Here is a 13,590-nt window from a genome sequence, read left to right as displayed (position 1 = left end):
TTATAATATTCCTTATGATATAAATTGTCAACTATATATATAATAATATCCAAAATATATATTTAAAATACATTTTTATTTAGCTGTTCTCTTTTCATATCTATTCCATAACCATAGACCAGATAAGATAACTAGAAGACCTCCACCAATCATTTCTATTTCATATATGATATTTTCAGCAAATGTAGGCATAACTGGTGCTGCTGATAATAATATACCAACTACAGTTACAGTTAAAACCATTTTCGCTAAACCTATACAAGTACCTGTTGATTTTGCCATAGTATATGGTCTAATTTCATCTGGTCTCTCTTTTCTTAGCTTAATATAAGAAGCATATAACAATACATATGGGAATAATGCAGTTAATGCTGTCATAGTTACAAGAACATTGTATATAGCATCAACAGAAGGCATTAATGTAGTCACTAATAATATTATAGTAACTATTATTGCTTGAAGTATAACTGCTTTCGAAGGTATCTTGTGTTTATTTACTTCTACCAAACTATCTGGAAATACTCCTTTTTTAACACTACCAAATAACATTTTTATTGGTGATGCTATATAAAGAACTATTGCTCCTAATATTGAAAAAGCTATACCAAAAGCTATCAATTGAACTAACCAAGAACCTATTCCTAAAGATTCACAAACAGCTGCAAGCGCATCTAACACACCTTTAGAAGCAGTAATTTGGTCTGGTGGTATTATCATTGTTATTGCAATAGAACCTAATACATATAATGAAGCAACTATTCCAGCTGATATTAATATAGCTTTAGGGAAGTTCTTTTCAGGCTTATCTATCTCTGTTATAAAGTTAGCTGCAGTTTCTGCTCCTGCTAAACCAAACATTATAGCTGATATAGCAACAAATGCATCCATATTAAGTTTTGGAGTCATTGAAGCTATTGTATATGTTGAAGCCATATCATGTTTTTTCAATACTAATACTGCTAAAAATGAAAATATTATAAGTATAGCACTTGGTATTGTTGAACCTAATGCACCTGTATTAGTAAATATTTTTGTAAAGCTTATTCCTTTAGTTGCTATAATAGATAATATCCAGAATATTACTAAAGATAATATAAGTACAAATATCTTATTATCTGCAAGTGCTGGATTTCCTATTGTATAAGAAACATTTACTGCTAAAAAAGTTAGGAATGAAGAATACCAAAATATTTTAGCTGTCCAGTTTAACCAAGAAACTAAAAAGCCATATTTTTCTCCAAAGGCTTCCTTAACCCAATCATATAAACCTCCATCACCTTTTTGATATGTAGAAGCTAATTCAGCACAAATTAAAGCTCCTGGTACGAAATATATAAATGAGAATAATAACCACATAGGTATTGCACCTAATCCTAAACCGAAGCTTGACGCTGTCGACTTAGCTATCCATCTTATACCGTATAAAGCTGATACATTCATAAATACCAAACTCCATAGGCCTATTTTTTTCTTTTCCATCCTATTATAATTTCCCCTCTCTTTATTAATTAAAAATTGATTTCATAACAGTTAAAATAACTTTAACCTATAAAATACTTCAATTTAACCTATAAAATACTTTAAATAAAAATATTTATACCTCAAATTTAGATATTTTGAAATCAAAATTTACTAAAAGTGATAAATTTTGAAAGTTCTATCACTTTCTCTTTAATGATACTAAATTATTAAAATTGTTTCAATATTATTTTAATATAAAAATTTTTTTATTAATTTTCATAATTATATAACTATCTCAAATATATATTTTTACTTATTCAAGTTATTATTTTTATAAAATTTTCACAATATAAACTTATTTTACTTTTCTTTTAATGTAAAATAGGGAATTAAATTTAATATAAAAAATATATGTTAAAATTTTTTTATATTTCTAGAAGAAAAGTATACTAATTTTTGTTTAATAGTGCTAAAATTGATTTGTATCGAATTTTGATTAGGAGGAAATTATTATGAAGACTCAAAGATTAAATGCTGTACTTGAACAAATGAAAAAAGATGATATTTCTCAAATGTTGGTAAGTGATCCTACTTCAATATTTTATTTAACAGGATTACTAATCCACCCAGGTGAAAGACTGTTAGCTTTATACTTAAATTTAAATGGTAATAATAAATTATTTATAAATGAATTATTCCCAGTTGCAGAAGATTTAGGTGTTGAAATGGTTTGGTTTAATGATACTCAAAATCCAATAGAAATAGTAACTGAACATGTAGACAAAAACGCTACTATGGGTGTTGACAAAAACTGGCCAGCTAGATTCTTATTAAGCTTAATAGAATCAGGTGGAGGAAGTAAATTTGTAAACTCATCTTATATAATAGATACTTTAAGAATGTGTAAAGATGAAGAAGAAAAAGAATTAATGAGAATAGCTTCAAGATTAAATGACAAAGGTATGGAACAACTTAAAGCTACTGTTTCTGGTGAACTTACAGAAAAACAACTTGTTGGTAAATTATCTAAAATATATGAAGACTTAGGTGCTGATGGATTTTCATTTGACCCTATAATAGGATTTGGTCCTAATGGAGCTAATCCACATGGAGAACCAGGAAATGCTCTTGTAAAACCTGGTGATGCAATAATATTAGATATAGGTTGCATAAAAGATAATTATTGTGCTGATATGACAAGAACTGTATTCTATAAAGAAATACCTGAAAAAGGTAGAGAAATATTTGAAATAGTTCTTGAAGCCAATAAGAGAGCTGAAGCTATTGTAAAACCAGGAGTTAGATTCTGTGATATAGATGCAGCTGCTCGTGATTACATAACTGAAAAAGGATATGGACAATACTTCACTCATAGAACTGGTCACTCTATAGGACTTGAAGTTCATGATAAGGGAGATGTATCTTCTATAAATACAGATACTGTACAACCAGGAATGATATTCTCTATAGAACCAGGTATATATTTACCAGGAGAGTTTGGAGTTAGAATAGAAGATTTAGTACTAGTTACTGAAGATGGTTGCGAAATACTAAACAAATATGACAAAGAAATATGTGTGGTTGGTTAATTATAAGATTAACTTAATAACATCAAAATAAGCTGTATAAAAATGATTTTATTCATTTTTATACAGCTTTAGCTTTTTAGTTTATTGTTTATATTGCAGTTATCAAAATTGCACCTTTTGAAGTATATGTTCCCATTACTGAACCAACTTCACAGATTACAACGTCTTTATATTTAACATCTTTTTCCATAGCTTCTCTTACTTTTTGAGCTTTTTCAGGGCAGTTAGCATGTCCTATAAATAAAACCTTCTCTTCTTTATCTATAATTTTTGATTCTACTAACTGAATCAGTTTTTTCAAGCTATTCCCTTCACCCCTTGCCTTATCTATTGGAGTTACAATCCCATCTGCAACTTGTATTATAGCCTTAAAATTTAATGTATTTATAATTTTTCCTGCTATTGGATTTATTCTACCTCCTTTTATAGCATTTTCTAATGTCTCTAGGGTTCCATAAAATGGTGGATTGTCTTTATATCTATCTATTATTGAAACAATTTCTTCAAGTTCTTTTCCTTCTTTTATTAATATTGCCGCTTTTAATACTAATTGTCCTATGCCAATTGACCCACTAAGTGAATCTATAATTTCAATTTTTTTATTATTTCCTTCTTTTTCGAACATGTCTTTTGCCAAAAGTGCACTATTATAAGTTCCAGATAATCCTGAACTTATGCTAATTACTAATATACTTTCCTCTTCGCATTGATATGCTTCTAAAAACTTATCTGGTGAAGGACATGATGTTTTTGGCAATAATTTACTTTCATCCATTTTTCTGTAGAAAGTTTCATTATCTATTTCCTTCCCAGATATATAGTTCTCTTCTCCAAAAGATACATTTAAACCAATAACTTCAATATTGTATTTCTCTATTATATGATTAGGTAAGTCACATGCACTGTCTACTATCAATTTTATTTTATCCATATTAACCTCACTATAAGATATTGTTTTTGTTTATTCAGTCGGTCGTACGACCGATTTAATTATTATTTTATATTTTGGATGAAAAAAAGTCAATAGATATAGATTCTTGCTTTATTGACAATAATTTTCTATAAGCTTATAATGTTATTAATTTGTTATAAATATACATAGAAAGGTAGGTTTTATGAAAACAAATAATATGAAACAAGCTATTTTATTATCTGCTACTAATTTAATAGCCAAAAATGGAGTTCAAAATACCAGTCTTGCTGATATTGCAAAAGATGTGAATATAAGTAAGGGTACACTATATTATCACTACTCATCTAAAAATGATATTATATATGACATTGCTGATACTCATTTAGAAGTTATAACTAGTGCTATATTAAACTGTGTAAAAAATGTCAAATCCAAAAATTCTCAAATAGAAATGGTCAACTTAATACTAGAAAAAATATCTACTATAGAAAGTCGTGGTAGAGTACATATGTATCTTATTTGTGAAGCTATTACTTCAAATGATGATTTAAAAGAAAGAATGAGATTGAAATATATTGAATGGCGAGCTACCCTTAAATCTGAAATTATTGAATCTCTTGAAAAATATAGTGGTGATGAGAATGAACAGGATGCTGAATCCTTTTCTTTTTTACTTATGTCTATAGTTGATGGTTTAGTTGTCCAAAGCTTGTTAAAAACAGAAAAAATGCCTTATGAAAATATCGCTTCTTTTTTAGTTAACCATTGGATTTAAACTTGATATTTTAATAATTAATAAAAGTGAACTATTAAAGTTTTTTAATTTAACAGCTCACTTTTTTATTTGCTATGAATAATTTTTATTTAAACCTTCATGGAATAACAAAATAAAAATCATTTTATTAATTTAAAATACTTCTATTTATGTTGATGTGTATGCCCATCTAAATGTTCATGCCCATGTATATGTGTATGTTCATGCCCATGCTCATGAGTTCCTGAAAATCCATCATCATGATTATGGTCATGACCTACACCATTTACATGCTCATGTTCATGTCCATGACTGTGAGAATGCTCGTGTGAATGTTGATGGTTATCTCCCCCACAGCATCCTTCTCCTCCAGTTCCACAGCATCCATTAGCATGTGGATTATGATGATTTCTTACTACAAATCTCTCTCTTAACATATTATTATACCTCCTAGTATATTATTGAGCACTTCATGTGCCCCATTAGTTACAGTATACATCTAACTAGGTACAATAACAAGATATATGGTATTTTTTAACACTTATATCTTATAAAAATTTATCCTTAAAACCTCCACCTTTTACTTCTTCTACATTGTTTACAGAAATAAAAGCTTCACTATCCATATCATAAATTAAATCCTTAAATTTACCTACTTCATTTGCAGATATGATACAGTAAATCATTTTTTTCTTATTCTGCGTATATGCTCCTTCTGCTTCTAAAAAAGTTACTCCTCTACCCATCTTATTCATTATTACTTTTGATATTTCTTCATATCTATTTGATATTAAAAGTATAGATTTTTTTCTATCAAAGCAATCTTTTGCTATATCCATTGTAAAAGAAATTATATACATAGTAATTAGAGTGTACATTACCAATTTTGCTCCAAATAAAAATGCACCTGCACATACTACAAAGAAATTAATAAATAAAAATGTATTTTTCATTGGTATATCGTACTTTCTTTTCATTATAGCTGCTATTATATCAAGCCCTCCAGCAGTAGCTCTTGCTTTAAAGGTCAATCCCATACCTATACCAGTTAAAACACCACCATAAATAGATTGTAGCATAGTATCATCTATTGGAAAATATTTAGCAATATCTTGTGTTAAACCAAGTGCAACAGAAAATAGTAACATATTTACAAAACTTATTAACAAAAATTTATTATCAAAATACTTCTTAGCTATAATAAATATTGGTATATTCATCAAAAAACTAGATAATCCCTGATTTATACCAAATAACTTATATAATATAACACAAATTCCAGCTACTCCTCCACTTAACAACTTGGCTGGTGCTAGATATAAATTTATTCCTAAGGTTGATAAAATCATTCCCAATATAATAAGACCATATTGCAAAAATATGCTATTATCAATACTTAGTTTTTTGCTTTCACCATACATCAAAACGCACCCCTTTGCATAATAAATAAACCACCCTGCATAATACACAATAAATTTAAAAATAAATTTACCAGAAGTAGTTCACTCTAAAATATTATTCATCCTCACTTAAACGTTTATTCACTAACATTTTATCATATGCTATAAATAATTTATATGATTTATATAAATTTATTTGTTGTAAATTTTGGAATATTAAAACATTTAATTATTGAAGTACAAAAACAATTAATTAAATAAAGAAATAAGCTATATTTTTAAAAAAAGCCCTATAGAAATTTACAAATCATTTTCTATAGGGCTCTTAATTAACAGCTTGTTATTTTTTATTTTCTTGTAACTTTTATACCTGTCATATGGTCATTTAAGTTTTGTTCTTCTAAAGATTTATCATCCACTCTATTTATTTCTAAAGCTAAAGTCTCAGACTTGATGTATTCATCAAAATGCTCAACAGCTTTAGCAATCTCATCATCACCACAGTAATCTATTACTATGTTGTCTAGTACTTCAAAGTTATTAGATTTTCTCAATTGTTGTACTTTAGATATAAATTCTCTAGCATATCCTTCATCAACTAACTCATCAGTTAATTTAGTATCTAGTATAACAAAAAGATTATTTTCAACAGATACATTAAATCCTTCTTTAGCAGTTATACCTATTAATACTAAATCTTTATTAAATTCAAATGCTTCTCCATTTAAATCAACTGTTAAAGTTTCACCATTTTCAAGTTTATTAGCAGTTTCATGTGCATTTAACTTGTTTAATGCTCCTACAAATAAGTTCATCTTAGCGCCTAATATTGGTCCAGCTTCTTTAAAGTTTGGTTTTAGGCTAAAGTTCATATATTCATCTAAATCTTTAGCAAATACTACCTCTTTAACATTAAGCTCTTCTTTTATTAAATCAACTACATCACTTATTGTGTCTTCAAATTTACCATCTACTAATACTTTTTGTAATGGTTGACGAACTTTTATTCTCTCAACTTCTCTTGAAGCTCTACCTAAAGTAACTAGATTCTTAGCTAAATCCATTTTTTCTTCTAATTTAGTATCAACTAAACTCTCATTAAACTTAGGATATTCAGCTAAATGAACAGATACTTCTCCAGTTAGGTTTCTATACATTTCTTCTGACATATATGGAGCAAATGGTGCTATAGCTCTGCAAAGTCCATGTAATAATTCATAAGTTGTATTGTATACAGCTTTTTTATCTTCTGTTAATTCAGTTGCCCAGAATCTTCTTCTTGAACGTCTTATATACCAGTTAGATAAATCATCATTTATGAAATCTTGTATCATTCTTAAAGTTTTATTTAATTCAAATATCTCTAAATTTTCTTCTACATCTTTCATTAAATTATTGAATTTAGATAGTATCCATCTGTCAAGTTCTGGTCTATCTTTGTATTCTACAAAGAATTCAGTTGGATTTATATCATCTGTATTTGCATATAAAGTAAAGAAGTTATATACATTTTTCATAGTACCTATAAATTTACTTTGGATTTCTTTTAATCCATCCATATCAAATTTAGTTGGAGTCCATGGTGGAGAAACATATAGTAAATACCATCTTAGCGCATCTGCTCCATATTGATCAAACAACTGCATAGGATTTACTGTATTTCCTCTTGATTTACTCATTTTCTTTCCATCTTTATCAAGTACAAGGTCTGGAACTAAGACACTCTTATACGGTGCTTTTCCTAATACAAATGTTGATACTGCAAGTAATGAGTAGAACCAACCTCTAGTTTGGTCTATACCTTCTGATATATAATCAGCTGGGAATAGCTCATCAAAGTTTTCTTTGTTTTCAAATGGATAGTGGTGTTGTGCAAATGGCATAGCTCCACTATCAAACCAGCAGTCTATAACTTCTGTTACTCTTGTCATTGGTTTTCCACATTTTTCACACTTCAAGTGTATATCATCTACATATGGTCTATGAAGTTCTACAGTTTCTGGGTTTACATCTTCTATAGCTTTTTCAGCTAATTCTGCTCTTGAACCAACTGAATCTGTATGACCACATTCACATCTCCATATAGGAAGTGGAGTTCCCCAATATCTAGTTCTTGATATTGCCCAGTCATTTAGATTTTCTAACCAGTTTCCAAATCTCTTTTCACCTACAAAGCCTGGGAACCATTTTACACCATTATTATTTTCTATTAATTTATCCTTAAGCTTAGTCATTTCTATATACCAGCTTGGTTTTGCATAGTACACAAGTGGAGTTTGGCATCTCCAACAATGTGGATAATTATGAACTACTTTTTCTTTACTATATAGTTTATTTTCAGAAGCTAGCCATTTTATTATTTCAACATCTAGCCCATCTTCCATTACAAATCTACCTTCCCAAGGAGTAGTTGTAAATTTACCAGTTTCATCTACTGGCTGTACAACTGGTAAATCGTATCTTTTACCTGTATTGTAGTCATCTTCACCAAATGCTGGTGCTGTATGAACTATTCCAGTACCATCTTCAGTAGTTACATAATCTCCTACTGTAATGAAAAATGCTTTTTTATCAACTTCTACAAAAGGCATTAATTGTTCATATTCTAAGCCTTCTAAATCTTTACCTTTCATTTCTTCTAAAACTTCATAGTCTTCACCTAGTACTTTATTAGCTAAAGGTTTAGATACATAATATACCTCATCACCTTTTTTAACTTTTAAGTAATCAACATCAGCATTCACTGTTAATGAAACATTTGATGGTAAAGTCCATGGAGTAGTTGTCCATGCTAAGAAATATTCATCAGCATCTTTTTTCTTAAATTTAGCTACAACTGTATTTGTCTTTACTTCTTTATATCCTTGTGCAACCTCATGACTAGCAAGACCAGTTCCACATCTTGGGCAATAAGGAAGTATTTTATGCCCTTCATATATATATCCTTCTTTATTGAACTTATTCAATATCCACCATACAGATTCTATATAGTTATTATCTAAAGTTATATATGGATTATCTAAGTCAACTTCATAAGCCATTCTCTCAGTCATTATTCTCCATTGTTTTTCAAATGAGAAAACTGACTCTCTACATTTTTGGTTAAATTCAGCTATTCCATATTCTTCTATTTGTTGCTTGCTAGTAAGACCTAATTCTTTTTCTACTTGTATTTCAACTGGCAATCCGTGTGTATCCCAACCAGCTTTTCTCTTTACTTGATAACCAGACATTGTTTTATATCTACAAACAGAATCTTTAAGTGTTCTAGATAAAACGTGATGTACTCCAGGATTTCCATTAGCTGTTGGAGGTCCTTCATAAAATACAAAACTTGGGTCGTCTTTACCTTTTTCTAGAGTTTTTTCAAGTATATCTATGTCTTTCCAATAGTCAAAAACTTGTGCTTCTGCTTGTTTCACAGAACTGTCCACCAATGGCTTAAATTTTGCCATGTAAATCACCCTTTCCTACAGTTATTATAATTCCAAAGTTTTTATTCTTTTACGTAAATTTGAATAATAAAAAACTCGTCCCCTTTAAACAAAGGGACGAGTTATCAATCGCGTTACCACCCTAATTCTATATGTGAACTTAACAATAGTCACATATAACACTCTAATAGTATAACGGCACTAACCGGCACAGCTTAATAAAGTTTAATCGTTCAGCCTGCAGCTCAAGAGTGATTTTCATCTTTATAAATTCCTTGGTTCTCAGCATACCCAATTCTCTGTAAAATTATCTAAAGATAATTGTCTCTATCAACGCTTTTAAAAATTTATCTGTGTTTATATGAAATTCTATAACAAATAATTTGAATAGTCAATATATTTTTGAAAAATATAATAATTTATATTTTTCTTACATATTTATCCTATTTTTTGTTTTTGTTATAGTATTCTCAAACTTAAACAATAATTCTACCTAAAATCCAGTAAAATTATTGTTTATTCTAAAGTTGTAGCAGCTTCATCATTACTATAATTATACACTGATGTACCTTCAAATGCATTTACACATTTTTCATCTACATCATAAAAAATCTCATCGACACTTCTTATTTCATCTTCTAACAATGATTTAAATTTATTTCTAAATATCTTAAATTCTTTAACTAAAGCATCGTACTCTTTTCTTATCTCTATAACACGATTATTAGCTTGTTCTATAATTTGTCTAGCCTTTAAATCTGCTTCTTCAACGATTATCTTAGCCTTTTTATTTGCTGCACTACAAGTGTCTTCTGCTGCACTTTGAGCAGTTATTAAAGTAGCTTTTAGTGTTTCTTCAATATTTTCATATTTATTTACTTGATCTTGATATAATCCTAATTTTTCTTTAAGAGCTGTATTCTCTCTACATAGAGATTCATAATCTTCTTTGATAATATCTAAAAACTCATCAACTTCTTCATCTCTATAACCTCTTAAACCTTTTTTAAACTCTTTATTTTCTATCTCAATTGGAGTTAGCATTACATTTCCTCCCAGCTATAATTTTAATTAGTCCTTATACAATTAATTTTGCTTGAACTTTTATTCTTCCTTTTTTAGTAATATCTCCTATTTGTGTTACTTTAGCTCTTCCTTTACCTCTAATAGAAATTAAATCATCATTTTTAATTATTTTAGAAGTTGAAGTTATCTTTTCATAATTGACATGGACTTTTTCTCCATTTATGTATTTTGCACTATCTTGCCTAGATATATTGTAAAGACTACTTATGATACAATCTAACCTATCTGAAGATACTGTAAATGATACTTCTTTATATTTTGAAGAACTATTAACAATATTTTCTCTGGAAATTTCCTTTACAATTACACTATTTCTTGAAACTTTCTCTAAATTTATGATTATAAAATCACAAATATCACTACTTACAACTACTTGACAAAAACTATCATGTATAATTATATCTCCAATTTTGTCTCTTTTTATACCTAGATTCAAAATTGCTCCTAAATAATCTTTATGAGATATACTTTTAAATTTAAAATTTCCTTCTATTTGTAAAAATCTAAGAGTATCTTCTATATCCTCATATTCCATGTAAAATGGATAAATAAATACAGTGCTTCTTTCAGCTTGTTCATAACCTCCATCCACACTGTATTTTATTTCATTAGTAGAATTTAATATATCTACAGCATTTCTCACTTCATATGGATTAAGAAACTCAGTAGACTTAACATCATAGTTTTTTATACAACTATTAGCCTTGTCTATTACTTTAAACATTTTATTTTTCAAGTCTACATCCTTTATGTGATTTGTCAATTTCAATTTATCCATGTTATCACCTTAGAATATAACCAATACTAATTGTCTTAGGAACATCAATAATACTATTGCAATTAAAGGAGAAAAATCTATCGGCCCATTTGTGTATTTGTACATTATAGACCTGATTGGACCTTCTATTGGCTCTGTAAGATTTTCTAAAATCTCAAAAATTTTGCTTTGTCTTCCATTTGGAAACCAAGTCATCAAGCTTTTTATAACTATCATCCATGCTATTATGTCTAAAAGATAATATAGTGCAATTCTTATTGTTCCCATACATTAACCGCCTTTTTACTATTTATTTTGCCAAGGGAAGAATGCTTTGCTTTCTAATTCTTTTTTCATATTTGCATCTATATCTACATTATTAGGAGCTAGTATAAATATTGACTTAGAAACCTTTTGTATACTTCCATCTAAAACATAAACCGCTCCATTCATAAAATTAAATATAGATTTACGAACTTCAGAATTAGTCAATCCTTCCAAATTCACTATAACTGCCCTTCTTTGTTTTAGATGGTCTGCTATAGTTGCAGCTTCATCATAAACTTTAGGTTCAACTATTACAACTTTCATTTGAGAAGTTGTATGTAAATTTACAATTTTATTTGCTTTTGCAGCACTAAATCCTCCATTTATTTCTTCCTCTTGAACTATATCTTCCATACCACCTTCATATTCATCTTCAACATAATCTTCATCTTCATCAACTATCCAGTTCTTAAATTTAGATATTATTCCATTTGACATTATTAACTTCCTCCTTAGAATTTATTCAGATTTGAGTAATTATTTTTTATTGTAATTTCTTTCTCCAAAGATTGATGTTCCAACTCTAACAATGGTAGCCCCTTCCTCTATAGCAATTTCATAATCGTGACTCATTCCCATTGATAAAACATCCATACCTACATTAGATATGTTTAATTCTTTTATTTGTGTTGATAAATCTTTAAGACCTTTGAATACACCTCTTATTTCATCTTCATCTGCTACAAAAGGTGCCATTGTCATTAGACCTTTTATTTTTATATTTTTATATTTTTCTGACACTTCTTTGACAAAATCTATAACTTCTCCTTTGTCAAGTCCATGTTTAGATTCTTCTTTAGATATATTCACTTGTACTAAGCAATCTATTTCTCTATTTATTTGCTCAGCCCGTTTTTGAATTTCCTCGCATAATGCAACTCTATCTAAAGAATGTATCATACAAACTTTATCTATTATGTACTTAACTTTATTTGTTTGCAAAGTTCCTATTAAGTGCCAATTTAGTTTGTCACCTATAATATCATACTTTCTAGCTAATTCTTGAGGTTTATTTTCACCAACAGAAGTAATTCCTTCTTCCATTGCTTCATTAACTAAATCTACATCAACAGTTTTAGTAACTGCTAAAAGAGTAATTTCTTTACTATCTCTATTTACTTTTTTTGCAGCTTCATCAATTTTACTTCTTATTTCAGATAAATTCTCTTTAACAGAACCCATTATTATCACCTACTTTATCCTTATATTTGTGTTTATTTTGTTAGGTCTTAAAATTATTTTGTCATATAGATTAACACTTTTAACTCCATTTATGTCATTTTTATAATAATCCACAAATACAGAAGATTCATTTTCATAAGTTATCCCTTCTAGTATGACAAATTTTACACTTTGTGATTGTTCATCAATTACATATACACCACGTTTATTGTCTTTTGTTTTTATAGAAGTTTTAGGTATTTTTAAACATTCCATCTGATTATATATTATATCAAATTCTTCGACACTTGTATCCTGATTTCCAATAATTTGGTTACTTATTTTTAATTTTACCATTATTTTATTATTATTTTTATATATTTTGTAAACTTTTGCATCTATTTTTTGTTTGTCATATTCAATTACGACATCTTGATTTTTTTCAAATCTTTTATAATCTTCTTTATCAACATATATTGATAAATAACTACTCTGGTCATTAAAGTCTTTTTCTAGAGTACCTTCTGTACTAATTTTTGCATCGACTACTTCAGATTTTAATACTAATGTATCTACATTCTTACTAATAATCATTACTAAAATATTAAATACTAAATATATAAGAATACCAAGTATCACTAATCTGGTATATTTAACCTTTTTCAAAGACTCTCCCCCTATATAATTTCTTTCATTATAAATACTTCT

The 13,590-nt window shown here is 28.3% G+C and carries 13 protein-coding genes and 1 other annotated feature; of the genes, 2 read left to right on the top strand and 11 right to left on the bottom strand.

The features are described from left to right. Positions 1–75 precede the first annotated feature (75 nt). Entirely contained in the window at positions 76–1,479 is a 1,404-nt protein-coding gene (locus tag IC175_RS10375; RefSeq protein ID WP_227432454.1) for an APC family permease, read from the bottom strand. Between the two features lie 494 nt (positions 1,480–1,973). Between IC175_RS10375 and IC175_RS10370 the strand changes: the two genes are divergently transcribed. Further along, positions 1,974–3,050: a M24 family metallopeptidase gene (locus tag IC175_RS10370; RefSeq protein WP_227432453.1), complete on the top strand. Its 1,077-nt coding sequence runs from the start codon at positions 1,974–1,976 to the stop codon at positions 3,048–3,050. A gap of 88 nt (positions 3,051–3,138) precedes the next feature. Here the strand turns inward: IC175_RS10370 and IC175_RS10365 are convergent, their stop codons facing one another. Next, a complete protein-coding gene (locus IC175_RS10365; protein ID WP_227482886.1) occupies positions 3,139–3,981 on the bottom strand; it encodes a DegV family protein in 843 nt (280 codons plus the stop codon). 184 nt (positions 3,982–4,165) lie between these two features. Here IC175_RS10365 and IC175_RS10360 point away from each other — a divergent pair, with 184 nt between their 5' ends. Beyond that, positions 4,166–4,738, top strand: a complete 573-nt coding sequence (locus tag IC175_RS10360; RefSeq protein ID WP_227432451.1) for a TetR/AcrR family transcriptional regulator — start codon at positions 4,166–4,168, stop codon at positions 4,736–4,738. Positions 4,739–4,881: 143 nt separating this feature from the next. On the opposite strand, the gene IC175_RS10355 is transcribed toward IC175_RS10360, so the two are convergent. From IC175_RS10355 to IC175_RS10315, 9 genes are all read right to left on the bottom strand, one after another. Then, positions 4,882–5,154 (bottom strand): hypothetical protein, encoded by a 273-nt coding sequence (locus tag IC175_RS10355; RefSeq protein WP_227432450.1) that lies wholly within the window; start codon positions 5,152–5,154, stop codon positions 4,882–4,884. Between the two features lie 111 nt (positions 5,155–5,265). Continuing rightward, a complete protein-coding gene (locus IC175_RS10350) occupies positions 5,266–6,138 on the bottom strand; it encodes a YitT family protein (protein WP_227851494.1) in 873 nt (290 codons plus the stop codon). Positions 6,139–6,464: 326 nt separating this feature from the next. Beyond that, positions 6,465–9,572, bottom strand: a complete 3,108-nt coding sequence (gene ileS / locus IC175_RS10345; protein WP_227432448.1) for an isoleucine--tRNA ligase — start codon at positions 9,570–9,572, stop codon at positions 6,465–6,467. Between the two features lie 89 nt (positions 9,573–9,661). Continuing rightward, positions 9,662–9,894, bottom strand: a binding site (T-box leader). Between the two features lie 173 nt (positions 9,895–10,067). Next, complete coding sequence (locus tag IC175_RS10340) at positions 10,068–10,595, bottom strand: DivIVA domain-containing protein (RefSeq protein WP_227432447.1); 528 nt, start codon at positions 10,593–10,595, stop codon at positions 10,068–10,070. A 34-nt stretch (positions 10,596–10,629) separates the two neighbouring features. Continuing rightward, positions 10,630–11,415, bottom strand: a complete 786-nt coding sequence (locus IC175_RS10335; protein WP_227482889.1) for an RNA-binding protein — start codon at positions 11,413–11,415, stop codon at positions 10,630–10,632. A gap of 9 nt (positions 11,416–11,424) precedes the next feature. Next, the gene (locus IC175_RS10330; protein ID WP_054274603.1) at positions 11,425–11,682 is read right to left on the bottom strand and encodes a YggT family protein; all 258 of its coding nucleotides are present in this window, start codon (positions 11,680–11,682) and stop codon (positions 11,425–11,427) included. An 18-nt stretch (positions 11,683–11,700) separates the two neighbouring features. Continuing rightward, on the bottom strand, positions 11,701–12,159 hold the full coding sequence (locus IC175_RS10325) for a cell division protein SepF (protein ID WP_227432445.1): 459 nt from the start codon (positions 12,157–12,159) through the stop codon (positions 11,701–11,703). A 39-nt stretch (positions 12,160–12,198) separates the two neighbouring features. Further along, positions 12,199–12,903, bottom strand: coding sequence for a YggS family pyridoxal phosphate-dependent enzyme (locus IC175_RS10320; RefSeq protein ID WP_227432444.1), 705 nt, complete (start codon positions 12,901–12,903; stop codon positions 12,199–12,201). A gap of 9 nt (positions 12,904–12,912) precedes the next feature. Next, positions 12,913–13,548 (bottom strand): HlyD family efflux transporter periplasmic adaptor subunit, encoded by a 636-nt coding sequence (locus IC175_RS10315; RefSeq protein WP_227482890.1) that lies wholly within the window; start codon positions 13,546–13,548, stop codon positions 12,913–12,915. Positions 13,549–13,590: the final 42 nt, after the last annotated feature.

The sequence above is a fragment of the Clostridioides sp. ES-S-0123-01 genome (genome assembly GCF_020658415.1).
Taxonomy (GTDB): Bacteria; Bacillota; Clostridia; order Peptostreptococcales; family Peptostreptococcaceae; genus Clostridioides.
The sequence above is the reverse complement of the archived record's forward strand: the minus strand, read 5'-3'. Positions and strand labels throughout refer to the sequence as shown.

Coding starts and splice junctions, on each gene's coding strand:
- IC175_RS10335 (WP_227482889.1), bottom strand. CDS start 11,415: ATGGATAAATTGAAATTGACAAATCACATAAAGGATGTAGACTTGAAA.
- IC175_RS10350 (WP_227851494.1), bottom strand. CDS start 6,138: ATGTATGGTGAAAGCAAAAAACTAAGTATTGATAATAGCATATTTTTG.
- IC175_RS10365 (WP_227482886.1), bottom strand. CDS start 3,981: ATGGATAAAATAAAATTGATAGTAGACAGTGCATGTGACTTACCTAAT.
- IC175_RS10340 (WP_227432447.1), bottom strand. CDS start 10,595: ATGCTAACTCCAATTGAGATAGAAAATAAAGAGTTTAAAAAAGGTTTA.
- IC175_RS10330 (WP_054274603.1), bottom strand. CDS start 11,682: ATGGGAACAATAAGAATTGCACTATATTATCTTTTAGACATAATAGCA.
- IC175_RS10320 (WP_227432444.1), bottom strand. CDS start 12,903: ATGGGTTCTGTTAAAGAGAATTTATCTGAAATAAGAAGTAAAATTGAT.
- ileS (WP_227432448.1), bottom strand. CDS start 9,572: ATGGCAAAATTTAAGCCATTGGTGGACAGTTCTGTGAAACAAGCAGAA.
- IC175_RS10360 (WP_227432451.1), top strand. CDS start 4,166: ATGAAAACAAATAATATGAAACAAGCTATTTTATTATCTGCTACTAAT.
- IC175_RS10325 (WP_227432445.1), bottom strand. CDS start 12,159: ATGTCAAATGGAATAATATCTAAATTTAAGAACTGGATAGTTGATGAA.
- IC175_RS10355 (WP_227432450.1), bottom strand. CDS start 5,154: ATGTTAAGAGAGAGATTTGTAGTAAGAAATCATCATAATCCACATGCT.
- IC175_RS10375 (WP_227432454.1), bottom strand. CDS start 1,479: ATGGAAAAGAAAAAAATAGGCCTATGGAGTTTGGTATTTATGAATGTA.
- IC175_RS10370 (WP_227432453.1), top strand. CDS start 1,974: ATGAAGACTCAAAGATTAAATGCTGTACTTGAACAAATGAAAAAAGAT.